Annotated in this window: 25 protein-coding genes, 1 tRNA gene, 2 pseudogenes and 1 riboswitch; of the genes and pseudogenes, 14 read left to right on the forward strand and 14 right to left on the reverse strand. The window is 62.7% G+C overall.

What is annotated here, in order from left to right; genetic code table 11:
* Positions 1-89 (forward strand): hypothetical protein (locus tag JC607_RS22290; protein ID WP_143540434.1); only part of this gene is annotated, 89 nt, incomplete at its 5' end.
* A 436-nt stretch (positions 90-525) separates the two neighbouring features.
* On the opposite strand, the pseudogene JC607_RS22300 reads toward JC607_RS22290, so the two are convergent.
* The 12 genes and pseudogenes from JC607_RS22300 to rpmH all read right to left on the reverse strand — a co-directional run.
* A pseudogene (locus JC607_RS22300) lies at positions 526-764 on the reverse strand (IS3 family transposase); the annotation flags it as partial.
* A 567-nt stretch (positions 765-1,331) separates the two neighbouring features.
* Complete coding sequence (locus tag JC607_RS22305) at positions 1,332-1,658, reverse strand: hypothetical protein (protein WP_198838942.1); 327 nt, start codon at positions 1,656-1,658, stop codon at positions 1,332-1,334.
* Positions 1,659-1,799: 141 nt separating this feature from the next.
* Positions 1,800-2,570, reverse strand: coding sequence for an amino acid ABC transporter ATP-binding protein (locus JC607_RS22310; protein WP_198838943.1), 771 nt, complete (start codon positions 2,568-2,570; stop codon positions 1,800-1,802).
* Positions 2,571-2,579: 9 nt separating this feature from the next.
* A pseudogene (locus JC607_RS25605) lies at positions 2,580-3,224 on the reverse strand (amino acid ABC transporter permease); the annotation flags it as partial.
* A gap of 1,180 nt (positions 3,225-4,404) precedes the next feature.
* Positions 4,405-5,994: an amino acid ABC transporter permease gene (locus JC607_RS22320; RefSeq protein WP_198838944.1), complete on the reverse strand. Its 1,590-nt coding sequence runs from the start codon at positions 5,992-5,994 to the stop codon at positions 4,405-4,407.
* A 141-nt stretch (positions 5,995-6,135) separates the two neighbouring features.
* Entirely contained in the window at positions 6,136-7,152 is a 1,017-nt protein-coding gene (locus JC607_RS22325) for an amino acid ABC transporter substrate-binding protein (protein WP_198838945.1), read from the reverse strand.
* Between the two features lie 230 nt (positions 7,153-7,382).
* Entirely contained in the window at positions 7,383-8,090 is a 708-nt protein-coding gene (locus JC607_RS22330; protein ID WP_198838946.1) for an ATP12 family chaperone protein, read from the reverse strand.
* A 1-nt stretch (position 8,091) separates the two neighbouring features.
* Positions 8,092-9,144: an RluA family pseudouridine synthase gene (locus JC607_RS22335; RefSeq protein ID WP_198838947.1), complete on the reverse strand. Its 1,053-nt coding sequence runs from the start codon at positions 9,142-9,144 to the stop codon at positions 8,092-8,094.
* On the reverse strand, positions 9,141-9,497 hold the full coding sequence (locus JC607_RS22340) for a CrcB family protein (RefSeq protein WP_233093088.1): 357 nt from the start codon (positions 9,495-9,497) through the stop codon (positions 9,141-9,143). Before JC607_RS22340 ends, JC607_RS22335 begins: the two co-directional genes overlap by 4 nt.
* The gene (yidD, locus tag JC607_RS22345) at positions 9,494-9,790 is read right to left on the reverse strand and encodes a membrane protein insertion efficiency factor YidD (RefSeq protein ID WP_198838948.1); all 297 of its coding nucleotides are present in this window, start codon (positions 9,788-9,790) and stop codon (positions 9,494-9,496) included. Before yidD ends, JC607_RS22340 begins: the two co-directional genes overlap by 4 nt.
* A complete protein-coding gene (gene rnpA / locus JC607_RS22350; RefSeq protein WP_198838949.1) occupies positions 9,787-10,326 on the reverse strand; it encodes a ribonuclease P protein component in 540 nt (179 codons plus the stop codon). The genes yidD and rnpA overlap by 4 nt, the downstream gene beginning before the upstream one ends.
* 41 nt (positions 10,327-10,367) lie before the next feature.
* Positions 10,368-10,502 (reverse strand): 50S ribosomal protein L34, encoded by a 135-nt coding sequence (rpmH, locus tag JC607_RS22355; RefSeq protein WP_092895917.1) that lies wholly within the window; start codon positions 10,500-10,502, stop codon positions 10,368-10,370.
* Positions 10,503-10,994: 492 nt separating this feature from the next.
* Between rpmH and JC607_RS22360 the strand changes: the two genes are divergently transcribed.
* From JC607_RS22360 to JC607_RS22370, 3 genes are all read left to right on the forward strand, one after another.
* The gene (locus JC607_RS22360) at positions 10,995-12,386 is read left to right on the forward strand and encodes a HAMP domain-containing sensor histidine kinase (protein WP_198838974.1); all 1,392 of its coding nucleotides are present in this window, start codon (positions 10,995-10,997) and stop codon (positions 12,384-12,386) included.
* A 58-nt stretch (positions 12,387-12,444) separates the two neighbouring features.
* A tRNA-Arg gene (locus JC607_RS22365) sits at positions 12,445-12,521 on the forward strand.
* A 387-nt stretch (positions 12,522-12,908) separates the two neighbouring features.
* The gene (locus JC607_RS22370) at positions 12,909-13,097 is read left to right on the forward strand and encodes a thermonuclease family protein (RefSeq protein WP_198838950.1); all 189 of its coding nucleotides are present in this window, start codon (positions 12,909-12,911) and stop codon (positions 13,095-13,097) included.
* Positions 13,098-13,119: 22 nt separating this feature from the next.
* On the opposite strand, the gene JC607_RS22375 is transcribed toward JC607_RS22370, so the two are convergent.
* Positions 13,120-13,533, reverse strand: a complete 414-nt coding sequence (locus JC607_RS22375; protein ID WP_198838951.1) for a hypothetical protein — start codon at positions 13,531-13,533, stop codon at positions 13,120-13,122.
* Positions 13,534-13,823: 290 nt separating this feature from the next.
* Positions 13,824-14,693: a glycosyltransferase family 2 protein gene (locus JC607_RS22380; RefSeq protein WP_198838952.1), complete on the reverse strand. Its 870-nt coding sequence runs from the start codon at positions 14,691-14,693 to the stop codon at positions 13,824-13,826.
* 203 nt (positions 14,694-14,896) lie between these two features.
* Here JC607_RS22380 and miaB point away from each other — a divergent pair, with 203 nt between their 5' ends.
* The 10 genes from miaB to aroA all read left to right on the forward strand — a co-directional run bounded on the left by miaB (position 14,897) and on the right by aroA (position 25,550).
* Positions 14,897-16,273 carry a tRNA (N6-isopentenyl adenosine(37)-C2)-methylthiotransferase MiaB gene (miaB, locus tag JC607_RS22385; protein WP_198838953.1) on the forward strand — a complete coding sequence of 459 codons (1,377 nt, stop codon included), beginning with the start codon at positions 14,897-14,899 and terminating at the stop codon, positions 16,271-16,273.
* 215 nt (positions 16,274-16,488) lie between these two features.
* On the forward strand, positions 16,489-17,076 hold the full coding sequence (locus JC607_RS22390) for an OmpA family protein (RefSeq protein ID WP_233093091.1): 588 nt from the start codon (positions 16,489-16,491) through the stop codon (positions 17,074-17,076).
* A gap of 12 nt (positions 17,077-17,088) precedes the next feature.
* A complete protein-coding gene (locus JC607_RS22395) occupies positions 17,089-17,466 on the forward strand; it encodes a hypothetical protein (protein ID WP_198838954.1) in 378 nt (125 codons plus the stop codon).
* A 222-nt stretch (positions 17,467-17,688) separates the two neighbouring features.
* Positions 17,689-18,693 (forward strand): PhoH family protein, encoded by a 1,005-nt coding sequence (locus JC607_RS22400; RefSeq protein ID WP_370584920.1) that lies wholly within the window; start codon positions 17,689-17,691, stop codon positions 18,691-18,693.
* A gap of 201 nt (positions 18,694-18,894) precedes the next feature.
* Positions 18,895-19,398 carry an rRNA maturation RNase YbeY gene (gene ybeY / locus JC607_RS22405; protein WP_198838955.1) on the forward strand — a complete coding sequence of 168 codons (504 nt, stop codon included), beginning with the start codon at positions 18,895-18,897 and terminating at the stop codon, positions 19,396-19,398.
* Positions 19,399-19,437: 39 nt separating this feature from the next.
* Entirely contained in the window at positions 19,438-20,376 is a 939-nt protein-coding gene (locus tag JC607_RS22410) for a transporter associated domain-containing protein (RefSeq protein WP_198838956.1), read from the forward strand.
* A gap of 15 nt (positions 20,377-20,391) precedes the next feature.
* On the forward strand, positions 20,392-21,915 hold the full coding sequence (gene lnt / locus JC607_RS22415) for an apolipoprotein N-acyltransferase (RefSeq protein ID WP_198838957.1): 1,524 nt from the start codon (positions 20,392-20,394) through the stop codon (positions 21,913-21,915).
* A 32-nt stretch (positions 21,916-21,947) separates the two neighbouring features.
* Positions 21,948-21,997, forward strand: a riboswitch (SAM-SAH riboswitch).
* Between the two features lie 8 nt (positions 21,998-22,005).
* On the forward strand, positions 22,006-23,172 hold the full coding sequence (gene metK, locus JC607_RS22420) for a methionine adenosyltransferase (protein ID WP_198838958.1): 1,167 nt from the start codon (positions 22,006-22,008) through the stop codon (positions 23,170-23,172).
* A gap of 140 nt (positions 23,173-23,312) precedes the next feature.
* Positions 23,313-24,026, forward strand: a complete 714-nt coding sequence (locus tag JC607_RS22425) for a tRNA (guanosine(46)-N(7))-methyltransferase TrmB (RefSeq protein WP_198838959.1) — start codon at positions 23,313-23,315, stop codon at positions 24,024-24,026.
* 177 nt (positions 24,027-24,203) lie between these two features.
* Entirely contained in the window at positions 24,204-25,550 is a 1,347-nt protein-coding gene (aroA, locus tag JC607_RS22430) for a 3-phosphoshikimate 1-carboxyvinyltransferase (protein WP_198838960.1), read from the forward strand.
* Positions 25,551-25,606: the final 56 nt, after the last annotated feature.

The raw sequence follows: 25,606 nt of genomic DNA on the forward strand, positions 1-25,606 counted from the left end.
CGATCGCCATGGAAGAGAAGCTGCGCTTCGCAATCCGCGAAGGCGGCCGCACCGTCGGTGCAGGCGTCGTTGCCAAAATCATCAAGTGATCTGAAGCCTTCGGGCTCTGTGATCCAAAGGCCGCCCTTCGGGGCGGCCTTGTTTTTTGTGCGGATCATGGCCGGAATACTTGCCCGGCAGGCAGGGGAGCCGATGTTCTCGCGCTGGATTTTCGATCTGCTGCCCTGGAGGCTGTTCGCGATTTTGCTCCTGGCACTGGTGGTGACACTTGGCCAGGATCAGGGGCCGGGCCAAATATGGTCCTGGTGGTTCCCGACAACCAACCCGCCTTACTGAAATCCGGTCTGAAGGGGTCGGCCTGCGATGACGCATGGTCAGAATTTCCGGTTTCCTTGACCCGAAGCTGATGAGCCACCGTAACATAAGAGCCAATATGGAGGCGCCCGGTGTAGAGCCAAGGTAGAAACGTGGCCATCTGGCAAAGTTAAAATGTCACCCTTCGGCTTGGGCATGTTCCAGCGTTGGGAAGCCGAAGCGACGGCGCTTCTCGGCGATCTTGTGCATCTCCTCACGGATCTCCAGGTTGTCGGGCGGCCTCTCGCGCCGCACCGTCTTCGGATTGACACTGATCAGGACGCAGGCGCGACGTTGAGAGATCGGATGATCCTTCGTCGCCTGCAGCACCGCATCCCGCCGTTGTATCGGCGGCGTCAGGGCTTTCCTAGGAGATCCTTCAGAACCGCATTGTCCAACATGACATCCGCCGCCGAGGGCGCGTGAAACACATTCCTGGCCAGATCGAGGCCCAGTGTCGTAATCTGCATGGGGTGGCTCCTTTCATCGCAGCTTGTGACAGCTGCACCAGGGCGCATTTCGACGCAGGTGGAGCAGGAGCCATCCACCCCATCCCGCAAAGCTGACCTTCAGCACCTCTGCCCGACGACCGCCGGCCCCGTCCCTACGGCCTTGTGTGTGGAGGGCGGGCCGGGGCTGGTATTTTCGGCTGGGATGTCGGTGCGGCGGTTCCGGGCCTGGGCAGGCGCGGGTGCGGCAGTGGCAGGGGGCGTCGCGACCAGGACCTGTGGCAAAGGCAGCGCCGGCCCCAAAGCCCTGGGGGGGCAGCGCGGTTCCGGCGCTGCGAGTCACAACGCCCATGCCCGGCGCCTGCGCGCGCCTGTCATCACCGGTCAGTTCGGCGGTAAAAGACCGGGACCGGTTTCGGAATTTGCCGATTGAAAGTGATCCAAAGCGGATCTGGCGCCGGTTCTCATGCTGAAACAGGGAACGCAAAGGCCGCACAGGCTGCGGCCAATGCATGGATGGGCGCTGGCTCAGTCGCAGTTTGCGATCGGGGTGCGGACGGCATAGGTGACTTTGCCGGTCATGCCCTCAGGCAATGGCTGCGGGTCCAGCCAGATGTCGATGTCACAGCCATCGGTGTCGATCTCCCATTTCACACTGCCATCCTGACCATGCCGTTCATAATCGAGCGAGTCGATGGGGCGCCCGCCAAGCCTGTCTGCCAGGGCATCGCTGGAAAGGATGGTCTGGATCTGTTCGATCCGGTCATAATAGGGCGGCAGAGCTGCGAAAGCCGGCAGGGCGGTCATGGCGCCAATAAGGGCTGCGGCGGAATAAAGACAGACGGGGCGGGACATCTGAGCTCCTATATCGATTTCTTCCAAAGTCTTAGCGTCCCAAGTCTTAACGTCCAGGTCCGTGACTGTAATGTATATTCTCGTGAAAAGCGAAAACCCGCCAGCGGGTGCGGCGGGTTTTCAGGGGGAGCTGCAGGCAGGTCAGTGGCCGAGGATCTGGCTCAGGAAAAGCTTGGTACGCTCAGATTGCGGGTTCGAGAAGAACTCTTTCGGCGCATTCTGTTCGACGATCTGACCCTGATCCATGAAGACGACGCGATTTGCCACAGCCTGGGCAAAGCCCATCTCATGGGTGACGCAAAGCATGGTCATGCCCTCTTCGGCGAGCTCGATCATGGTGTCGAGCACCTCTTTGATCATCTCGGGGTCAAGCGCCGAGGTCGGCTCGTCAAAGAGCATGATCCTGGGGCGCATGCACAAAGACCGCGCGATGGCGACCCGCTGCTGCTGCCCCCCTGACAACTGGCCCGGATATTTCAGTGCCTGATCGGGGATCTTCACCTTGGTCAGGAAATGCATCGCGGTTTCTTCGGCCTGCTTTTTCGGGATCTTGCGAACCCAGATCGGCGCGAGGGTGAGGTTTTCCAGCACCGTCAGATGCGGGAAGAGGTTGAAATGCTGGAACACCATTCCGACTTCGGAGCGCACCTTGTCGATATTCTTGAGGTCATTGGTCAACTCGGTGCCGTCGACGAAGATATGACCGGACTGGTGTTCCTCCAGCCGGTTGATGCAGCGGATCATCGTTGATTTCCCCGACCCGGAAGGGCCACAGATCACGATTCTCTCGCCGCGCGCCACCGTCAGGTCGATATCGCGCAAGACGTGGAACTGGCCGTACCATTTGTTCATCTTGCGGATTTCGATCGCGACTTCGCCCGCGACGTCCGGGATCTTTTGTACCTGGCTCATGATGCGTCCTTAGCGATGGTCTGTCTTCAGCTTGCGTTCAAGATACATAGAGTATCGTGACATGCCAAAGCAGATAATGAAGAAGATGGCGCCGACGAAGATATAGGGCTCCCAATAGATGCCCTTCCAGTTGATGTCGGCGCGTACGGTGGTGGTCACGCCCCTCAGCGGGTCGAGAAGGCCGACGAAGGAGACCAGCGTCGTATCCTTGAAGAGCCCGATAAAGGTCGAGACGATCCCCGGGATCGAGATTTTCAGCGCCTGGGGCATGATGATCAGGCGCTGCGCCTGCCAATAGGTCATGCCAAGGCTGTCGCCGGCCTCATACTGGCCACGGGGCAGGGCCGCGAGACCGCCCCGGATCACCTCGGCCAGATAGGCGGCCGAGAAGAGCGAGGCGAGGATGATCACCCGCAGGATCAGGTCGAAATTGGTCTGCGGTGGCAGGAAATACTGCAGAAGCAGGGATGCGGTGAAGAGGAGCGTGATCAGCGGCACCCCCCGGATGAACTCGATAAAGCCGATCGAGAGCATCTTCATCAGCCACATGTCCGACCTGCGCCCGAGCGCCAGCATGATGCCGAGAGGCAGCGAGGCCGCGATGGCCGTGACCCCGATGATCAGCGCCAGCAGAAAGCCCCCGATCATATTCGAGCCGACCGGCGCAATCGTCAGCGGCAGGTCGGTTGCCATATAGGAAACCATCTTCGGCGCCTGATACAAAAGCCAGCCACCACCCGCCAGCAGCCCGGCGAGAATGCCGATCACGACCGACCGGTTGCGCGCCGCGACAAAGACAAGCGCGAAGGCAAAGAGCGTGCCGAGACTGATCATCGCCGCCGAGGCGGGCAGAGTTTCATAGCCAAAGGGCCGGGCGACATCGGTGAGATTGTAGTTCAGCACCGCGCTGATCACATACATCACGGCGAGCAGGAGCCAGATCGCCGCGGTCAGCAGCATCACGACGAAAGAGACGACGGCGCCGAAGGCCATGGCCAGGATATTGCCGCCCTGGCCAAAGCCCTGCCAGAAGGTCGCCATGCGCAGCCGCGCAAAGAAATCGGTCGAGATGGCATCGCTGTAATTGATCACCACCGAGGCCACCCAGGCCGCCGCCAGGGCAACCACCAGCGCAAAGGCGTCATTCAGCCATTTATTGGGGTTGTTGTAATAGACCCGCGCCACCAGGGCGCCAAGCGCAATGGCCAGGAGCTGGGTGACCGGTGTCCAGAACGACCCACCCCAGATCAGCCAGATCGCGATGAAGGGAAAAAGCCCGGTCACCCAGATCAGTGCCGCCGGGCGCAGGCTCGCTGTTACCCAGAGCACCGCGAAAATGACGGCAGTCGCGGCAAAGGCGAGGCTGTTTGCGGAAATGGCGTAGAGGGCGGCAAGGGTCAGGATGCCCGCAAGGCCGACCATATGGGCGCTTTTGCGGTTCTTCCAGAACAGGATCGGCGCCAGCGCGGCAAAGAGCAGCCCGCCGGTGAGCACCGGGCGCCAGTATTGATCGGGCGGGAAGAAGCCGAACAGGAACTGGTGCCAGCGCGCTTTGATCACCGCCCAGCAGGCGCCGCTTTCGCCGCCCGCCGCCGCGACGATTTCGCGGCATTCCGCCAGTGAACTGGCGTTCCAGACCGAATGCCACCACCAGGGAAAGGCGGTCCAGACCATCCAGATTGCCACCAGAAGCCCGGCAAAGGTCAAAAGCGTATTGACCGGAGACGAGATCAGGTTCTCGCGCAGCCACTTAACCGCCCCCGCCTCACGCAGTGGGGGCGGTGCGGGGCGCAGCATTTCCTCGCGGACCCAGAGATGCGAAGTCCCGGTCATCTCAGCGCTCCTTCAGCTTAACGGCAGAGTTGAAGGCATTCATGCCGGAGGAAATGATCAGGCTGATCGTCAGATAAATCAGCATCATCAGGAGCATGCATTCCAGCTCGCGCCCGGTCTGGTTCAGCGTGATGCCGCCCAGCGTGCCCCGCAGATCAAGGTAAGAGACTGCGATTCCCAGCGAGGTGTTCTTTGTCAGGTTCAGATACTGGCTGATCAGCGGCGGAATGATCACCCGCAAAGCCTGGGGCAGGATCACCAGCTTCATCGTGCGGCCCGGACGCAGGCCGAGGGCGGCGGCAGCCTCGGACTGTCCGCCCGGGATGGCCTGAATCCCGGCACGCACGATCTCGGCGATAAAGGCCGAGGTATAGAGCGTCAGGGCGATCAGGAGGGCGGTGAAGGAATGCATCACCTGGATGCCCCCCTGGAAGTTGAAGCCCTGGCTCACGCCCTGGGCATTCACCGGAAAGCCCGGCAGCTCCCAATGCAGGCCAAGCGCTGTCAGCAAAAGGACCAGCGGCAGGAAAAGGATCAGGAGCGAGATCCACCAGGTCGTGGGGCGCAGGCCGGTCTCTTCCTGAAGCTTGTTGGCGCGCCGGGTGACCGAGCGATTTGCGATCCCCGAGACGATGATCACAGCAAGCACCGCCAGCACCGAGAAATTCACCGGCACAGAGGCGATTTCGGTCCCGCCGAGCGGGCGGTCCAGCAGCGGCGCAGGGATATTGGTGCCGCGATTTGTCAATGCAATGGAATCGAAGAAGAATTTCGAGGCCGCAGGCTCGGTCGGCCCGATGGCGCTGACCTCGTTTTCGGCCAGAACCGGCGAGAGCGAGGGGCTGAATATGGTCAGGGCCGCGATGATCCACAGAGCCGCCGGAACGGCTGTGATCAGCGCCGCCTTACCTGCGTCAAACCGGCTGCGGGCATATTGCCAGGTCGCGCCGGTAATGCCGATAAAGGCGAGCAGCCAGAGGAAGAAGGCAAAAGACGAGACCTGCAGCCCCGCAAGTCGCGCCGCAAGCCCATGGCCACCGGCCTGGGCCGTCAGCCCGTCCAGCGCGGCCCGGCTTTCAAGGATCGCCGGCGTGATCTTGAAGGCCGCCGGCGCCGGCATGGTCTCGGAGATCACCACGAAAGTCAGAAGGATCCACAGAAGCAGCGGCACATTGCGGAAGACCTCGACATAGACCGTCATCAGCCGCGAAATCAGCCAGTTGTTCGACAGCCGCAGCACGCCGACGGCCACCCCGACCGCGGTGGCGAGGATACAGCCGAAAAAGGCCACCACCAGCGTGTTCAAAAGCCCGATGATAACCGCGCGGCCATGGGTGGAATCATTGGTATAGGGGATCAGGGTCTGCTCGATATCATATCCGGCCCGGACCCAGAGAAAGCCGAAATTGATGTCCTTGCCCTTGGCGTCGAGGTTGCGGATCACATTATCCGTCAGCCAGCCGATGAAAAGCAGGAAGAGTACAAGTGCGATCACCTGGAGCGTGATGGCACGGAAACGGGTGTCATAAATCAGCATCGAAAGGCGGAATCCGCCCTTCGACGCCTCCGCCCGACTGGTGGCAAAGGCCATGAATTCCCCCTGAGCCCGACCGCCTCCGGCTTCTGCCGGTTATGGTACTGCCGCAATCGGGCAGTCCGTGGTCGTGGTTGTTCTGATTGTTTGATCTTAACGAAGTGGGGGCGCGCCTTTCGGACGCGCCCCCGGGGCAGATCAGCGCATCGGCCAGGCGTATTGCAGCCCGCCTTGCGTCCAGAGCGCGTTCAGACCGCGCGCCAGACCGATCGGGGTGCCGGTTCCGAGATTGGCTTCAAAAATCTCGCCATAATTGCCGTTTGCGGCAATCGCACGTTTCGCCCAGTCATTGTCGAGGCCGAACATCTTGCCCATTTCGCCTTCAAGACCCAGCAGGCGGCGGATTTCGGGGTCGGTGGAGGAGCCGGCGACCTCTTCGATATTGGCTTTGGTGATGCCTTTCTCTTCGGCGATCAGCAGCGCGTTATAGGTCCAGCGCACAATATCGCCCCAGACATTGTCACCATGACGCACGGCCGGCCCGAGCGGCTCTTTCGAGATGATCTCGGGAAGGATGATGTGGTTTTCCGCATCCGCCATGGTTGCACGGCCCGCCGCCAGACCCGAGGCGTCGGTCGTATAGGCATCGCAGGCGCCTGCGAGATACTGGCGTTGCGCCTCAGAATCGTCCTGAACCGTGACCGGGGTATAGGTCATGTTATTCGCCTTGAAAAAGTCGGCGAGGTTCAGCTCGGTGGTGGTCCCGGTCTGGATGCAGACGGTGGCGCCTTCGAGTTCTTTGGCCGAGGAAACGCCCAGGTCTTTTTTGACCATGAAGCCCTGGCCGTCATAGTAATTGATGCCGACAAAATCGAATTTCAGGTCAACGTCACGGGTGAAGGTTGCGGTCGAGTTGCGGACGAGCAGGTCGACCTCACCCGAGGCGAGGGCGGTAAAGCGCGTCTCGCCGGTGGTGGGGACAAATTTCACCTTGGTCGGGTCGCCAAGCACGGCAGCGGCAACCGCGCGGCACAGATCGACGTCAAAGCCGACCCAGGTGCCATTCGCATCCGCCATGCCAAAGCCGGTGAGGCCGACATTGACGCCGCAATTCAACTCGCCGCGGGCCTTAACATCATCGAGCGTGGCCGCACTGGCAGCGCCCGCGAGCATGGTGCTGGCCGCCAGCGCGCCGATGATTGCTGATTTCTTCATAATTACCTCTTCCTGAGCTGCCGCCATCGGCCGGGCCGCGGCGGGGGTGTCGCCTGACTGTTCGCAGGCTGTCTCTCGGGTCTTTGATCGCCCGATGAGCATATTTTCAGAGCAAGGTCGCTTATCGGTCAATAGGCGAGCTTCGAATACGGGAAAATCGCCGTTTTTCCGGGCATTGCGCCGGAAAAATGCCGCTCAGATCAGCTTTGCCGGGAAATCGGCCTGAATTGTTACCCGCACAATCCGTAGAATCGCCAGGCAAGCTCAAAGGCCGACTGCTTCACAACCTCAGTTGCGGCGGCGTCTTCATCGACGCCCCATTGCTCGCTTTGCCAGCTTTCATCGAGACGCGAAGCCTCCCAGGCTTGCCCGGCGTCAATCTGGCCAGAGATCAGCGCCAGCGCAAGCACCAGCGAGCCGGATATCGCCACCAGGTCGTGGAATGCGGTGAGGCGGAAATTGTCCAGCGCGGCGACCTCGGCGGTCAGCCGGGCGAGGCTTGCCGCAGGCTGCGCCACCGGCACGACGCCGGCGGTCACGGCAAGCGGCGCCTGCAGGCTGTTGGCCGCCCAGTCGAGGATCGGGTTCCAGACCTCGGCCTGGCGGGTAACAAGGGCAAGCGGGCGCTCGGCGCGGTAGCACAGCAGGTCGGTCTCGCCGTAAGCTGCGAGCATGGTCACCACGGCCTCGCGCTGTTCACTGAGCTTGTCGATCGCCGAATTGGCCGAGCGGGTCGCCGGCATCGATTCAGGGTCGATCTTGCCCTGTTGCGCCTCCCACTCCGTGGCGATCAGTTCCGCCAGAGGTCGCGTCGGCACGATCAGCGGTGCCTTTTGCGGCGTGCGGATCGCGCGCCCGTCCAGATGGACGGTAAAGCCACCATCGGCCTCGGCAAGGCGTGTCTCTTTCCAGAACCGTTTCGGGGCCCAGGCCGACATTTCAGCGCCCTCCGAAAGTCTTGAACGGATCAGAGGGGACGTCGTCTTCCTTCCAGTCCAGCGCCTTCCAGGTGCGTTTCATATGGTCCGGGAGCGGCGCCTGGAACAGCATCTCTTTTTTGGTGATCGGATGTTCAAACCCGATGGACCGCGCATGGAGATGCAGCTTTTTCGACAGATCACCGCCGATGCCCGCCCCCCAGCCATCGCCCTGGTTTTCCATATCACCGCCGCCATATTTTCCATCCCCCAGAATGGGATGGCCGATTTCCGCCATATGGGCGCGCAGCTGATGGGTGCGGCCCGTCACCGGCTCCAGCGCCATCCAGCTCAGCCGGGTGCCAAGGAACCAGAGGGTGAAATAATCGGTCTGGCTGCGTTTTGCATCCGGGTAGTCTTTGGCCTGAGCGGGGTGAATGGCGATCATCTTCTCGCCCTCGCCGCCACGACCACGGCCCGGCGCCTTCATCAGGTGGAACTTGATCGAGCCCTGTTTCGGATGCGGCACGCCGGCGACCACGGCCCAGTATATCTTGCGGGTCAGCCGGTGGCGCAGCGCCTCGGACAGCGCGCGCGCGATGCGGTCGGTCCGCGCCAGCAAGAGGATCCCCGAAGTGTCTTTATCCAGTCGGTGCACCAGCTTCGGGCGGTCTTTATAGCCGAATTTCAGTGCCTCGGTCAGCCCGTCGACATGGCGGTCACCCTGGCCCGACCCCCCTTGCGAGGGCAGGCCCGGCGGCTTGTTCAGCACGATGATATGCTCGTCCTTCCACAGCACGCAGGCCTGGATCATCTTTGCATCGGCATCCGAGACGCCTTTGGTCTGTTCGCGCACCGGGGCCTCGGCGGCGGGCAGGGGCGGGACACGGATCGTCTCGCCCGGCTGCACCCGGTCGGCCGCCTTTGCCCGCCCGCCTTCGATGCGGATCTGGCCGGTGCGGCACATCTTTTCGATATTGCCCTGGGTCAGTTGCGGAAAGCGCTTTTTCAGCCAGCGGTCCAGCCGCTGTTCGCCATCATCTTCGGTGACCTGGATCAGTTGAACGCCGCTCATGAAAGCTGCCTCGCTAAAGTGACGCCGAGGAAGACGGCGAAGAGTGAAAGGAAGACCGAAGCCGCGACATAGGCCAGGGCTTCGGTCATGCGGCCCGCTTCGACCAGTTTCAATGTGTCGAGTGAGAAGGCCGAAAAGGTGGTGAAACCGCCCAGAAGGCCGGTCATTATGATCGGACCCAGCTGCAGGCGCTGGCTCAGCAGGATCCAGGCCAGTCCGATCAGAAAGCTGCCGGCGATATTGATGGCGGCCACGGCCCAGGGCGCGCCGAAAAGGGAAATGATCAGATGGCGCAGCACCGTGCCGGCGGCTCCGCCGAGGGCAAGGGCGAGGAGGCCAGAAAAATGCATCATTTTACCCCCTCAACCGGCGGGTTTTTCCCGCCGGATTTTCCCTTTTGCAACATTTTATCAAATTCCGGGTCGGCGCCAGGCACCGGATCATACCCCGCGCCACCCCAGGGATGGCAGCGGCAGAGACGATGCGCGGTCAGCCAGCCGCCCTGAATGCCGCCATGCCGCGACAGGGCCTCCATCGCATAGGCCGAGCAGGTCGGCTGAAACCGGCAGCCATGCCCGACCCAGGGGCTCAGCAGCAGCCGGTAGCCGCGCACAGGCAGCGAGAGGAGGAAGGCGAGGGGGCTCATTGCCCTGCTCCCATGGGTGGCGGTGCCGGCCCGGTCGCCGGGTCGCGCGGCGGCTTTGGCGCCCGTTCGCGATGAACCGAGGCGAAAGCCTCGCGCAGATCGCTCACCAGATCACTGAAACCACGGGTGAGGGTTGCCTCCGGCCGTGCCACCAGCACATAGTCCCAGCCTTCGCGCCCGAGCTCGGGCAAAACGGCCCGCGCCACTTCGCGCATCCGCCGCTTGGCCCGGTTGCGCGCCACGGCATTGCCGATCTTCTTCGAGGCGGTGAAGCCGATCCGCGTAACCTGATCACCATCGCGCCGGTCGCGGGCCTGGAGCAGGAAAGAGGATGTCCCCTGACGCCGCGCCGAAGCGGCTTTCAGGAAATCCTTGCGCTGCGGGATGACCACAAGCGCCGAATTGTTTGATCTGTTCAATTCCGTCACGGACTCTTCCCATCTGCGGGCAGTTGGATGTTCCAAAACGGAAACCGCCGGAGGCTTTTCGGGCTGTCCGGCAAATTGCCTCATACCCTTTGCCTCCGGCGGTGCCATTATCCGTTCCTCCGGCCCTGCAGGTGCAGGGCGGTGGCAGATCAGGCCGAAAGAACCTTGCGGCCTTTGGCGCGGCGGGCAGCCAGCACGAGGCGGCCGCCTTTGGTGGCCATGCGGGCCCGGAAGCCGTGGCGACGGGCGCGAACCAGCTTGGAGGGTTGATAGGTGCGCTTCATTGCGGCATTCCTTCTGCGTTTGTTGTGGCCAGGGGCCTGTTTCCAGGCCTTTCGGCCATATCTCGCGGCCTCGCGGCCATATCTCAGTCGGATGCCTGTCGCTGCTTTCCCACGGGCGCCTGGACGGCGCGGGATTCGCGGACGTTGATCCTGAAGCCCGGCCTATAGGGGCAGCCGACGCCCAAGTCAACGTATCCTGACAGGAAACCCGGCAGATTTGGCCCGGTTTTGCAGCTTTTGCATCGGTCTTCCCATACTGTCCAACCTGCCCGGGATTTGCTAGTTATTTGCAGGAACCGGCGGGTCAGACGGATCCCTGCCGCGCGCAGCCCGCCGCAATGCGGTGCAAAGCCTCTGGCGGGACTGCGGCGGGTGGCAAAGCGGGACAGCAGAGCAGACGGCCAGTGCGGAAGCCCGGGCCGAAGGAGGGACGGGGTGACGCAGAGGCAAAGCGGGCGGCGGTTTTTGCGGACCTTGTCCGGCCGTTTCCTCATGCTGACGGTCATTTTCGTCCTTCTGGCCGATGTGCTGATTTTTGTCCCCTCGCTTGCCCGCTACCGCGCTGATTTTCTGCTGGAACGCTTGCGTCAGGCGCAGATCGCGGTGCTGACCCAGCTGGCCTCGGACAGCGGGGTCTCGCCCGAACTCGAGGCGGAACTGCTTGCCAATGCCGGGGTCTATAACGTGGTGCTGCGGCGCGACGATATCCGCCAGCTGGTGCTGTCCTCGCCGGTGCCGGAACCGGTCCATGCCGATTACGACCTGCGGCTCTCCGGCCCCTGGGAGCTGATCCGCGATGCGCTTTCGACGCTTTTCGATCCCGAGCACCGGGTGGTGCGGGTGATCGGCAGCCCGGTGCAGGAGGGCGGCCAGCTGATCGAGATCACCATGCCGCAAGAGCCCTTGCGCAAGGCGATGCTGCTTTACGCCTGGCGGCTCCTGCTGTTTTCGGCGCTGATCTCGGCGGTGATGGCGGTGCTTTTGTTCCTCGCGGCGCAGCGGCTGATTGTGCATCCGATTCGGCGCGTGGTCTTGCATATGAAGGCCTATGCCGAGGCGCCCGAGGATGCGCGTACTGTGATCGAACCCTCGGCCCGGGTCGAGGAGCTGCGCGAGGCCGAAGAGATGCTGGCCAGCATGCAGCGTCAGCTGACCGGCGCGCTGAAACAGCGGGAGCGGCTGGCGCAGCTTGGCGGCGCGGTGGCGAAGATCAGCCATGATCTGCGGAACATCCTGACCACGGCGCAGCTGTTTGCCGACAGAATCGAAGGCAGCGCCGATCCGGTCGTGGCACGCTCGGCGCCGAAACTGGTCAATTCGATCAGCCGCGCGGTCAGCCTTTGCGAGGCGACGCTGACCTTCGGCAAGGCCGAAGAGGCGCCGCCGCAGCTGACGCGTTTTCCGCTGGCCGTGCTGGTGAATGAGGTGATCGAAGGCGAGGGGCTGTCCAGTGGCGAAGACCTGCAGCCCACGGCCCTGGTGACCTCACTTACAGATATCGCACCGAATCTGTCGCTCCGCGCCGATCGTGAGCAGCTTTACCGTGTCATATCGAACCTGATCCGGAATGCGCGTCAGGCGATCGAGGCGACCGGCCAGGCCGGCACGGTCGAGATTTCCGCCGGAGAGAGTGATTCTGAATGGTGGATCAGGGTGGGCGACACCGGCCCGGGCCTGCCGCCAAAGGCGCGCGAGCATCTTTTCGCGGCTTTCCAGGGCGGCGTGCGCAAGGGCGGCACCGGGCTTGGGCTCGCGATCTCGTCTGAGCTGGTGCGGGGCCATGGTGGCCGGATCGAGCTTTTGCACAGCGATTCCGAGGGAACCGAGTTCATGATCCACCTTCCGAAGGTCGCGCTGGTGGTCGATCCGCAGCAAATGGAGTGAGGCTGCATTTTGTCTCTTGCATCCCTCCGCCACGCCCTCTAGATACCGGCCTCACAGCGGACCCATAGCTCAGCTGGATAGAGCACCAGACTACGAATCTGGGGGTCGGGCGTTCGAATCGCTCTGGGTCCGCCATAGAATTCAAGGGGTTAGCCGAGAGGCTAGCCCCTTTTTCTTTTCTCCGTGTAAGCACTGTGTAAGCAGCTTGTCGAAAGCGCGGGTGGATTCGCACGGGTCGCTTCCAGACTGGATAGCGGTTCCGGGACCGTCTGGCCTATGTTGAAGCTAAGAGGCTGGGAGTCGGTTAGGCCAAGCTAGACGGCCACCGCCGCGAACTGGACTAACACATGGAATTTGCTTTACTCATTCTTGCGCTCATAGCCGCAGTTGTTTGGTTTTTTGCGGGGCAAGCGCCCGCCTCAAGAAAAGCCCCGTTCTGACGAAAACCCCCGTTACGGTAGATTTCCGCCCTTTGAGCAGCAGAGTGCGCGCGCGGTTCCCAGCAGAACAGAGGTCCGTGGAATGGCCTATATCGTTGATGGGCACACGCTGATTATCCAGAAAACTCAGATACGTTTGTTTGGCATTGATGCCCCGGAGTTAGACCACCGTCATGGGAAAAGTGCCAAGTGTGCGTTGGTGTCGTTGTGCAAGGGGAAAACGGGTCGTGCAGAGATTACTGCGCAGGCCACCAGTTCGGCCATGGTGTAAGGATCCTGTGCTTCCTCTGCCATCACGGTTCCTCCGGATCGGTGATCGGCGGCAGCGGGATCACGGGCCAAGTTTCATCAGGGGGCAGCAGCACCGGCACAGGCGGCAGCATAGCCCTCGCCAGCACTTTGACCGCTGCACCGATAGAATCCCCGGCTTTCACAGCCATGACGTTATACAGGGTGCCACCGTGCTGGATCAGGAACCCATGGTCCAGCAGGCTATCGGTGACGACTGTCAGGGTCACGGCCCCGGCGTCCTTATCGTCGCTGTAATCGCTCAGCCAGAGGCCCAGCTTGTCTTCGGACGGCAAGTCCCGGAATCCATGGGTACGCTGCACCTCACGAAAAACCACCTGTCCCGCGTCATCATAGACCACCACCCCTTCGGGGCTGGCCTCGGCCATGTAGATCACAGCCGGGGCGTATAAGCGCATTGCCTTTTCTGGCGAGGTTGCGAGAGATCAAGCAGAGTCCCGCTGGAAGGCACCAACTGTCCATGGCCCTGAAGCGGGTGAACGGGCCCGGTTCAAGGGCTTCGATTAGGGACAGACACCGTTGGGACCGGTGAAGGCTCCGCTTGTCTGAGCCAGGACCAGAATTATTCTCCTGTTGGGGTGCGGCTCTCGGAAAAGATCGACTGCGGACGCCGTGAATGGCAAATGCGGACCGAAACCTGTCAATTGCGGCAAGTTTGCCCGCAGGTGACAAAACGCTCAGGCAGAGGTCAGAACCACTGCCCGGGTTCCATCAGACCCAGATCCATCAGCTGGTGGCTGTCCCAGCGGAACGCCTCAGAGCTGTGCCAGCGGAAGCTGCGGATCTCGTTGCGGCTGCCGGGATTGGTGCGCAGCGCTTTGGCGGTGCGGAACGAACAGACCGCTGCGGTGAGATTGTGATGCCAGGGGCAGGCAAAGGTGTTCATCTCCTCATCCGAGAAGGTGAAATCCGGCCTGAGTTTTACGCCCTTCGTTGCGCGAAACAGCGAGATACGGTCGATCTTGCGCCGGGTCCAGGGCACGTGTTCCTCGAACCGCCAGCGCAGCCCGCCGAAGAAATCCATCTGGCGCTCTTTCTCGGCCCAGTCGCGCTCGGGATCCTTGCGGGCCAGCGCGTAATAGCCGGCGCGGTCGAGATGGGCGTGGTCCAGCGAGACCGCATTGGGATGGGCGGCCAGATCGCAGGAATACAGATCGACCACATAGCTGAGCATCGCACTGCGGCGCTCTTCGCTGTGGAAGGTGGTCAGATCACGGATCGAGCGGGTCTCGCAAAAGGGGAAGAACAGGAATTCGGCGTTGTAGCAGTAGTAGATCCATTCGCCCTGGATTCCCTGGGCGATGAGGTTCACGGCCGTGACAAGCGCGTCTTCGGCAAAGGCATCGGTTTCGATCCGGTCGATCTGCGCTTCCAGCTCGGGGGGCAGGATGATCTCTTCGCCGGCCAGCAACACGACACGCCCGAAGCCCAGCCTGAGGTGATGGCGCAGCGTGGCGGCGGTCTCGCAATTGTCCTCGGCAAGGATCAGCGCCACAGGGCCCTTGCCCGGTGCGGGTCGTGCCATTTCCAGAAACTGGCCAATTGAACTATACTGCATGTCTCGCCCGGGTGGTGTATCGGCCCGCATCCGGCCGCGCATAAGACTCTGCTATCACGCCGCCGATGACAAGACGTTACCCGGACAGGCATGGCGGTGTATGGCCGCACAAATCCGCAAAGCGGGCCTGGTCGCAGCCCTGCCGGGCATGGCGTTGCCCCGGGCGGCCCGCGCGTGTAAAAGCGCGCTCCAGGAGGCACGCCATGTCGAACCCCGAAAGCCTGACAGATCCCGCAGAAAGCAATGCCGGCCCTGCAAAGGGCCGCGATGCAGATGCGGTGAAGAAGCTCTTCATCAAGACTTACGGCTGTCAGATGAATGTCTATGACAGCGAGCGCATGGCCGAAGCCATGGGCGCGAAGGGCTATGTGCTGACGGATAAGGCGGATGACGCCGATATGGTGCTGCTCAACACCTGTCACATCCGCGAAAAGGCCTCGGAGAAGCTTTATTCCGATCTTGGCCGGCTGAAGCCGCTGAAACGCGACAAGCCGGACCTCAAGATCGGGGTGGCGGGCTGTGTGGCCCAGGCCGAAGGCGCAGAGATCCGCCGCCGCATGCCACTGGTGGATATCGTGGTCGGCCCGCAGGCCTATCACCGCCTGCCGGCGATGGTTGAGGCGGGCGGTGCCCAGGTTGATACCGATTTCCCGGTCGAGGATAAGTTCGAACACCTGCCGCAACGGAAGGGCTATCGCGGCCCGACGGCATTTCTGACGGTGCAGGAAGGCTGCGACAAGTTCTGCGCCTTTTGCGTGGTGCCCTATACCAGGGGCGCCGAAGTGTCGCGCCCGGCGGCGCGGCTGATGCACGAGGCGCGCGAGCTGGTCGCCCGTGGGGTGCGCGAGATCACGCTGCTGGGTCAGAACGTCAATGGCTATCATGGCGAAGGGGAGGGGAAAGACTGGACCCTCGCCCGGCTGATCCGCGAGCTGGCCGAAATCGACGGGCTGGACCGCATCCGCTATACCACGAGCCACCCCAATGACATGGATGACGACCTGATCGCCTCGCATGGTGATGTGCCGCAGCTGATGCCTTATCTGCATCTGCCGGTGCAGTCCGGGTCGGACCGCATCCTGAAAGCGATGAACCGCAAACATACGCGCGACGAGTATTTCCGGCTGATCGACCGCATCCGCGCGGCGCGGCCCGATATTCTGATGACCTCGGATTTCATCGTGGGCTTCCCGGGCGAGACCGACCAGGATTTCGCCGATACGATGGATCTGGTGGCGCGGGTTGGCTATGGCGCGGCGTTTTCGTTCAAATATTCCGCGCGTCCCGGCACGCCTGCGGCGGAAAAGCCCGGCGTCGAGGCGGCGGTGGCGGATGCCAGGCTTCAGGCGCTGCAAAGGCTGATCCTCGATCAGCAGCACGCGGCTCAGGCGGCGATGGTCGGGCGCGAGATTTCTGTGCTCTATGAGAAACCCGGCCGGCTCGCGGGGCAGATGGTTGGCAAATCCGATCATCTGATGGCGGTGCATGTCACCGATCCGGAGGGGCGAATCGGAGATCTCGTCCGGGCGCGCGTGACGGCTGCGTCCTCTAACTCCCTTGCGGCGGAACGGCTTTTCTGACCCCCCCTGTGCCGGGGATCCACCACTGACCCTGGCCTGAAGACATCGCTTTCGGGTCTGAGAAGCCAAGTGCGAGAGCCACATCATCTTGTGTGCAACTGAAAGTTGAAGTCTACATAAATGAATTGCTTACGGTAAATTCTCCTTTACTTGCGCGTGAGCGGGGGGCAAATCTGCGGCTGCTGCACAAGAGAACAGGGGGGCTGGCTGTGAATATGCTTTCACGCGCCGCGCGGATGATGGGCGCTCGAATGAGCCTGGGGGCGACCGCGCTGGCAATTGCGATTTCCGGGGGCAGTGCTGCCCTGTCGCAAAGCACGATTGATCGCACCGTGGTCACCGGCCAGATCGAATGGGGCGTCTGGGTCGATGACGATGGCTGTATGCACTGGTGGGCCGATGGCGGTCTCGAGGGCTATATGGTGCCGCGCCGCGATCCGAAAACCGGCAAGCCGGTCTGCCTGAAAAAGAACCTTTGCCTGAACGAGAACACCGATCAGCTTTTCGCGACCGACAGCGCGAAGCTCACCAAAGCCGGGCGGCAAAGGCTGGCGAATTTCTTCACTTCGACCGATGCGTTTGGCTACGCGATCTACGGCCATACCGACAGCCGCGCCTCGGATGAATATAATATGAGCCTCTCGCAGCGTCGCGCCAAAGCGGTGGCGGATGTCGCCCGTTCGGTCGGCGCCTCGGTTGAACGCGAGATCGGTTTCGGCGAGCGCAATCCGATCGCCGCCAACTCGACCGCTGCCGGCATGGCGAAGAATCGCCGCGTCGAAATCGTCTGCTATCGCTGGTAAGGGGGCATGAGCATGAGCGTGAAACTTGTGACTGTGCTGCTCGGGGCTGGCCTCGTGGCCGGCTGCGCCGAGAGTTTTGAAGGCACCCGGCGCTATTATGGCCCGGATTCGGTCATCGCGACAGGTGTTGACAAGGGCCGCGACCGCGGCGTTTTGCAAAATGGCCGCGCCGCCATCGCCTATGATCCGGATGGCTGCCAGAACTGGATCATCGATGATGGGCTCGAAGGCTATTCGACGCCGCGATTTGACCCGGTCTCGGGCCTGCCGATCTGCAATGACAAATATCCTCCGGGTACGGTGCTGGGCGATTACCAGTCGGCCAATCCGGGTATCCAGGACCGTGTCCCGGGCCCGGGCCGCAAGACCGTGGTGCGCCGCACAAACTGAAATGCACAGTCAGAGCGCTGAGTTTGACGGGCTGCGGGAGAACCTGCGGCCCGTTTTCACATCCGGGGCCTTCCCTCCGGCGCAGGGCGTCCCATATTGTACAGGTTGTCATCAAATTCTGATCTTCATCCGCAAGATCTGGTGGTGGCAATGAAAGGTCTTGCCAGATGCCGCGTTGAGGCGCAGCATCGTGATTAAGGCTCTTGCAGGAAGGAGGCCCATTTGGGCATCAGCGCGCTGACCCCCCCGACCAGCCCCGAGGATATGGTGGAAACCGTCCTGGAATTTCCCGACAACCGGCTCCTGATCGGGCTTTGCGGTGAATATGACCGCAACCTGGCCCAGGTCGAGCATCAGCTGGGGGTCCATGTGCTCAGGCGTGGCAATCGCCTGACGGTGGTCGGCGCTCCGGCCGCACGGGAGCAGGCAGCAGCCGTGCTGCGCGCGCTCTATGCCCGGCTAGAGGCCGGCCGCAGTGTTGAGGCGGGTGATGTCGATGGCGCGCTGCGCCTGTCGATCCCGGCGCAGCCGCGCGACGGCGAACAGATCGAACTCTTCTCGCCCGGGATGGAGCTGCGCACCCGTAAAAAGCCGATCGAGCCCCGCACCGAGGCGCAAAAAGCCTATGTGGCGAACCTGTTCAAACATGAGCTGGGCTTTGGCATCGGGCCGGCAGGCACGGGAAAAACCTATCTCGCAGTCGCGGTCGGGGTGACAATGTTCATCTCCGGCGCGGTGGAAAAGATCGTGCTCTCGCGCCCTGCAGTCGAGGCCGGCGAGCGGCTTGGCTTCCTCCCCGGCGATATGAAGGAGAAGGTCGATCCCTATATGCAGCCGCTCTATGACGCGCTGAACGATTTCCTGCCGGCGCGCCAGGTCGAGAAGCTCTTCGCCGAGAAACGCATTGAGATCGCGCCACTGGCCTTCATGCGCGGGCGCACGCTTTCCAATGCTTTCGTGGTGCTGGACGAGGCGCAGAACGCCACCGCCATGCAGATGAAGATGTTCCTGACCCGGCTCGGGGAAGGCTCGCGTATGGTCGTCACCGGCGACCGCACCCAGGTCGACCTGCCTCGCGGCGTGACCTCGGGTCTTGCCGAGGCGGAGCGGATCCTGAAAGGGGTCAGGGGCGTCAGCTTCAACTATTTCAACTCGGCCGATGTCGTACGCCATCCGCTGGTCGCCCGGATCATCGAAGCCTGGGAAAAAGACGAAGCCACAGTCTGAGCGCCGTCCAGAAGAACTTCCCGGAGCTATGGCTCCGGGAATGCCTCCGGCGGGGATATTTAAGGACAGAAAATGGGCTCTGTTCTTGCTGACATTTTCTGTCCTTAAATATCCCGGGGGTGAGCGGCAAAGCCGCGAGGGGGCTGGCCCCCTTGCTTTCTTGCCTTGATTTGCGTGAAACACCGGGATAGCGCGGCTTTCATGGACTCAATCATTGATACTGTCTTCGAAGATGCGCGCTGGCTCGCTTTTGGGCTGGAGGGCATTGCTGAAACGGCTGCGGCCGCAGTTTTTACGCAGCTGGGCCTGTCCCCGACCGGCTTCCTGATCTCGCTGCTCGCCTGCGATGACCAAAGGATCGCCGCGCTCAATACCGAATTTCGCGGCAAGCCGGTGCCGACCAATGTGCTGTCCTGGCCCTCGGAAGAGCGCGCGGCGGAGGAGGCCGGCGGTATGCCCGACCTGCCGGAGCCGGGCGATGCCGAGGATCCCGAAGAGCTTGGTGATATTGCCATCGCTTACGAGACCTGCATGCGCGAGGCCACAGATCAGGGCAAGGATCCGCGCGAACATGTGACCCATCTGATGGTTCACGGGATTTTGCATCTTCTCGGCTATGATCATATTGATGACGCAGATGCGGCTCTGATGGAAAATCTCGAGACGCGGATACTTGCGGGTCTGGGCATTCCCGACCCATATTGAAACGCACCCACATAGCGGGTGGCTCTGGACAAAGGGACAATGGGCAGTAGCAGCGACGGGCCGGTTACGGCGCAGGATGCGGCGGCATTAGCGGGAACAACGGTCCCGCAGGACAATGCGGGACAGGGGAATACACCGGCAGCACTGCCCGGTGGCGGGCAGAGCGGCCCCAGGGGCTTTTTCGGTCGCCTGATCTCGGCTTTCTCCGGCACTGATGCCGAGGGGGCTGCGCTGACCCAGGGCGAGCAGGCCTTTGCGCTGCTGGCCGAGGTCAGCGTCGATGACGTGGCCATTCCCAAGGCTGAGATCGTGGCGGTTGCGCTTGATACCGGGCTGGAGGATCTGGTCCATGTGTTCCGAAGCCACGGATTTTCACGCCTGCCAGTCTATGAGGAAAGCCTGGATCACCCGCTGGGGCTTGTGCTTCTGAAGGATGTAGCACTGCGTTTTGGCTTCGGCGCGACCGAGGCTTTCACCCTGAAAGACCTGCTGCGGCCGATCCTCTTTGCTCCGCCCTCGATGCCGGCGGCGGTTCTTTTGCAGAAGATGCAAAAGGAACGCGCACATATGGCGCTGGTGATCGACGAATATGGCGGCGTCGATGGGCTGGCGACCTTTGAGGATCTGATCGAAGCGGTGATCGGCGAGGTCGAGGATGAGCATGACGAGGTCGCCGGGCTCCTGTGGAAAGAGGAAAGCCCGGGCGTCATCCTTGCGCAATCCACGGCAGAGCTTGAGGATCTGGAGGCTGCTTATGGCATCCGCCTGCGGGGTCTCGCGGAAGATGATGATATCGACACTCTGGGCGGGCTGGTGTTCCTGCGCACCGGTCATGTGCCGGTGAGGGGCGAGATGGTGGTGCTGGAAAACGGCGCCACGATCGAGGTGGTTGATGCCGATGTGCGCCGGATCAAACGGCTCAGGCTGCGGCTGCCACAGGCGGCGGGCGTTCCGGCGGGGATCGCGGCGGGAAACTGAACAGGGACAGAATTCATGCAGCCTCAGCGCAATCGCCTCTGGCATCAGAGGCTGCGTGATTTTGTCATCGGTGCTGTGGCGGCGCTGGGCCTTTCGCCTTTTGGCCTCTGGCCGCTGGCGCTGGTGGCACTGGCGCTGATCCTCAGGCGGGTGGGCGCGGCAAAGACCGGGCGCGAGGCCTTCTGGCGCGGGCTCTTTGCCGGGGCCGGCTGGTTCGGGCTTTCGCTCAACTGGATCGTGCAGCCGTTTTTCGTTGATCCCTGGCGGCATGGCTGGATGGCGCCTTTCGCGCTTTTGCTGATCGCCTTCGGTCTGGGGCTGTTCTGGGGCCTCGCCGGGCTGATCGCGCGCCGTGCGGGCGGGGGGGCAATGGCCTTCGCGCTGGCGCTTTCGCTGACGGAACTGGCGCGCGGTTTCGTCTTCACCGGCTTTCCCTGGTCCTTGCCCGGTCATATCTGGCTCGATACCGCGCTGGTGCAGATGGGCGCGCTTGTCGGTGGCTATGGCATGACGGCGCTGACGCTGATCGCGCTGGCCGCACCATATTCTTATGGCTGGCGGCGGGGAGGCGCGGTTTCCACTGCCATTCTCGCGCTCGGGGTCGGCTGGTCGGGCTACCGGCTTTCCCTGTCCGAACCTGCGCCGCGCGACATGGTGATACGCATCGTGCAGCCCAATATCGCGCAGAACCTGAAATGGGACCCCGAAGAGGCGCGCAGCAATTTCACGCGGCTCTTGTCGATGACCGCCGGTGCCCGGGCGGATCTGGTGATCTGGCCCGAGACTTCGGTGCCCTATCTGGTGACTGAGGGCGATGGCGCTGCTCTGTCGATCGCGCAGGCCGGAGGCGAGGCGCTGGTCGTCGCCGGGTATCAGCGTGACGAAGGGGCTGCGGCCTGGAACACGCTGGGCGTCTTTGGCCCGGGCGGGCACATCACCCAGACCTTTGACAAGATCCATCTGGTGCCGTTCGGGGAATATATGCCGATGGGGGATCTGCTTTTTGACCGTTTCGGCATCCGCGCTTTTGCAAGCCAGGCCGGGGCGGGCTATTCGGCGGGGCTCGCGCGCAATCTGCTGGATTTTGGCGCCATGGGGGGGCGGGCGCTGCCGCTGATCTGCTATGAGGCGATCTTCCCCGGCAATCTGGTCACGGATGAGCGCCCCGACTGGATCCTGCAGGCCACCAATGACGCCTGGTTCGGCACGCTGACCGGGCCGTATCAGCATTTCGCCCAGACCCGGCTTCGCGCGATTGAACAGGGGCTGCCGCTGATCCGTGCCGCCAATACCGGGATCTCGGCGGTGGTCGATGCGCGGGGCTATATCGCGACAGACCGCGAAGGCCGGCCGGCGCATCTTGGCCTCGGGCTGCAGGGGGTGATTGACGCGCAGCTGCCCGGCGCGATGGCGCCGCCGCCCTATGCCAGGATCCTGCGCCGTGTCGGCGAGGGACCCTTGCTGGTTTTCCTGCTGCTTGGCCTTGTGGTTCGGGCACTTTCCGCCCGCCGCAGGGCTGCTGGCCGAACTGGCGCTTGATTGTTGGCCCTATGGGCGCTAAGCGCAATGACACACCGTCACAACGGCTTCCTGGCGTGACGCGGTCCTTTCCAACGGAGCACTTCCCCAATGAGCCGCAAGAACTATGTCTTCACCTCCGAATCCGTGTCGGAGGGGCATCCCGATAAGGTTTGCGACCGCGTCTCCGACGCCGTGCTGGACGCATTCCTGACCGAGGAAGCCAATGCCCGCGTCGCCTGTGAAACCTTCGCAACAACGAATTGCGTGGTCGTGGGCGGCGAGGTCGGTCTGAGCGACAAGGCCGCGCTGACCTCCATGCTGGAGCGCGTCGAGACCATCGTGCGCGACTGTGTGAAAGATATCGGCTACGAGCAGGACGAGTTCCACTGGAACACGCTCAAAGTCACCAATCTGCTGCATCCGCAATCGGCCCATATCGCGCAGGGCGTTGATAAGGACGGGGCGGGCGACCAGGGCATCATGTTCGGCTATGCCTGTAAGGAAACGCCCGAGCTGATGCCGGCGCCGATCCAGTATTCTCATGCGATCCTGCGCCGCCTCGCGGAAGTGCGCAAATCCGGTGCCGAGCCGACGCTGCGCCCGGACGCGAAATCGCAGCTCTCGCTGCGCTACGAGGATGGCATGCCCGTCGAGGCGACCTCGATCGTGCTCTCGACCCAGCATTCCGATATCGCGCAAAGCTCGGATGATATCCGCGCCATCGTGGAACCCTATATCCGCGACGTGCTGCCCTCGGGCTGGATCACCGACAAGACCGTCTGGCACGTGAACCCGACCGGGTCTTTCGTGATCGGCGGGCCGGATGGCGATGCGGGTCTGACGGGGCGCAAGATCATCGTTGACACCTATGGCGGGGCCGCCCCGCATGGTGGCGGTGCGTTTTCCGGGAAAGACCCGACAAAGGTTGACCGTTCGGCCGCCTATGCCGCGCGTTACCTCGCGAAAAACATCGTCGCAGCCGGCCTTGCGGATCGCTGCACGGTGCAGGTCTCCTATGCCATCGGCGTGGCCGAGCCGCAGTCGATCTATGTCGATACCCATGGCACCGGCACGGTCCCTGACAGCGTGATCGAGCTTGCGATCCCGAAAGTGCTGGATCTGACGCCGCGCGGTATCCGCACCCATCTGGGTCTGAACCGCCCGATCTATGCCCGCACCTCGGCCTATGGCCATTTCGGCCGCGCGCCGGAGGCGGATGGCGGTTTCTCCTGGGAGCGTGACGATCTCGTCGCCGCCCTCAAAGCCGCGGTCTGAGGCCGGTCAGCCTGAAGATCTCTCAGAAGGGCGCCCATAGCGGCGCCCTTTTTCATGCATCCCGGCTGACCTACGCTTGACCCGGTGCCACGCGGCGCTTAGACGCCCGCCCTGACTGCACCTCGCCAAAGGCCCGCCCGATGTCCGATCCTGTTGCCCCGGAACAGCACCCAGCCGAGCCCCGCCGCAATTTCTACGGCCGCTCAAAAGGCAAGACCCTCAGGGCGAGCCAGAAGGACTATCTCGCCAATGATCTCGAGACGCTGCGGCTGAGGGGCGTCACCCGCGACGAGAACCCGGGCCGCGCGCCGCTCGATCTGACGCAGTTCGGCGGCCTTCCGCTCTGGCTGGAGGTCGGCTTTGGCGGCGGCGAACATCTGGTGCATATGGCGGCGCTGAACCCGCAGATCCACCTGATCGGCTGCGAGCCCTTTGTGAATGGGGTCGCAATGCTGATCGGCAAGATCCGCGCGGCCGGGGTGACCAATCTCTCGATCCACCCGGGCGATGTGCGTGACCTTTTTGACGTGCTCCCGGATGGGGTGATCGGCAAGACCTTCCTCAATTACCCCGATCCCTGGCCGAAAGCCCGCCACCACCGCCGCCGCTTTGTGACGCAAGGCTATCTGCGCGCGCTGCACCGCGTGATGGCGCCCGCGACCGAATTTCGCATCGCGACCGATATCCCCGATTACGTCCGTCAGGCGCATGAGGAGGTGCCCGAAGCAGGATTCCGGCTGGAACATGAAGCCGGCGATGGCGGCGCATGGGTAGACTGGATCTCGACCCGCTACGAGCAGAAGGCCTTCCGTGAGGGGCGTTTCCCGCATTACCTGACCTTCCGGCGGGATTGAGACTGCGGAACGCTCCGCGGGGAGTATTTAAGTCAAGAGGAAGCCGGCATTTCCTCTTGATCCAAATACTCCCGCCGGAGGCAGCTGCGCTTTCCGCTTCTCATACCGCCGCGATGCTGGACCCCCCCTTCTGCTTGGGCTATCAGGCAGGGGCATTTGCGGGGACGGGAGAGAAATATGTCTGGCCATGGTGACGCACAGGTGATGATTTCCGCCAAAAGCGGGCCGCTGAAAGGCGTGGCATCGGTGCCTGGCGACAAGTCAATCTCGCATCGCTCGCTTATCTTCGGCGCCATGGCGGTCGGAGAGACGAAAATCTCCGGTCTCCTCGAAGGCGAGGATGTGATCGACACCGCGAAAGCGATGCGCGCTTTCGGCGCGACCGTGACCCGCCATGGTGAGGGGATCTGGTCGGTGAACGGGGTTGGCGTCGGCGGCTTTCAGGAACCTGCCGATGTGATCGACTGCGGCAATTCCGGCACCGGCGTGCGGCTGATCATGGGGACCATGGCGACGACGCCGATCTCGGCCACCTTCACCGGGGATGCGAGCCTCAGGAAACGGCCGATGGGGCGGGTGACCGACCCGCTGTCGCTGTTTGGAACCGAAGCCTACGGGCGCAAGGGCGGCCGTCTGCCGATGACCGTGGTCGGTGCCGCCGATCCGGTGCCGGTGCGCTATACGCTGCCGGTCGCCTCGGCCCAGGTGAAATCTGCCGTGCTGCTCGCGGGGCTGAACGCACCGGGCGAGACCGTTGTGATCGAGCGCGAACCGACCCGCGATCATTCCGAGCGCATGCTGCTCGGATTCGGCGCCGATCTGTCCGTTGAAAAAACCGCAGAAGGCCATGTCATCACGCTGAAGGGCCGCCCAGAACTGCGGCCGCAGAGTGTGGCCGTGCCGCGTGACCCGTCTTCGGCCGCTTTCCCGGTCTGTGCCGCGCTGATCACCGAGGGCTCGGATATCCGCGTGCCGGGCGTCAGCCAGAACCTCACCCGCAACGGGCTTTACCTGACCCTGGTCGAGATGGGCGCCCTGATCGATTTTGAGAACCCGCGCGAAGAGGGCGGCGAGCCGGTGGCCGATCTGCGCGTCCGTTTCTCGCCCGACCTCAAAGGCATCGAAGTGCCGGAAGAGCGCGCGCCGTCGATGATCGACGAATATCCGATCCTCTCTGTCGTGGCTTCTTTCGCCGAAGGCGTCACCACCATGCGCGGCGTCAAAGAGCTCCGTGTCAAGGAATCCGACCGGATCGACGCCATGGCGCGCGGCCTTGAGGCCTGTGGTGTGAAGATCGAGGAAGAGGAAGACGTGCTGATCGTCCATGGCATGGGCGCGGGCGGGATGCCGGGCGGCGCCACCTGCAAGACCCATCTTGATCACCGCATTGCCATGAGCTTCCTCGTCGCCGGCATGGCCGCGAAACGCGAGATCACGGTTGATGACGGCTCGCCCATCGTGACCTCTTTCCCGGTCTTCGAGGCGCTGATGAACGGGCTCGGCGCGGCGATCCGGCGCGGCTGATCTATCCCCGGGACAGATCTATGCCCGGGACAGAACCGAACCCGCCCAGGCTGTGC

Origin of the sequence: Paracoccus sp. IB05, from assembly GCF_016405985.1 — a bacterium.
Taxonomy (GTDB): Bacteria; Pseudomonadota; Alphaproteobacteria; order Rhodobacterales; family Rhodobacteraceae; genus Pseudogemmobacter.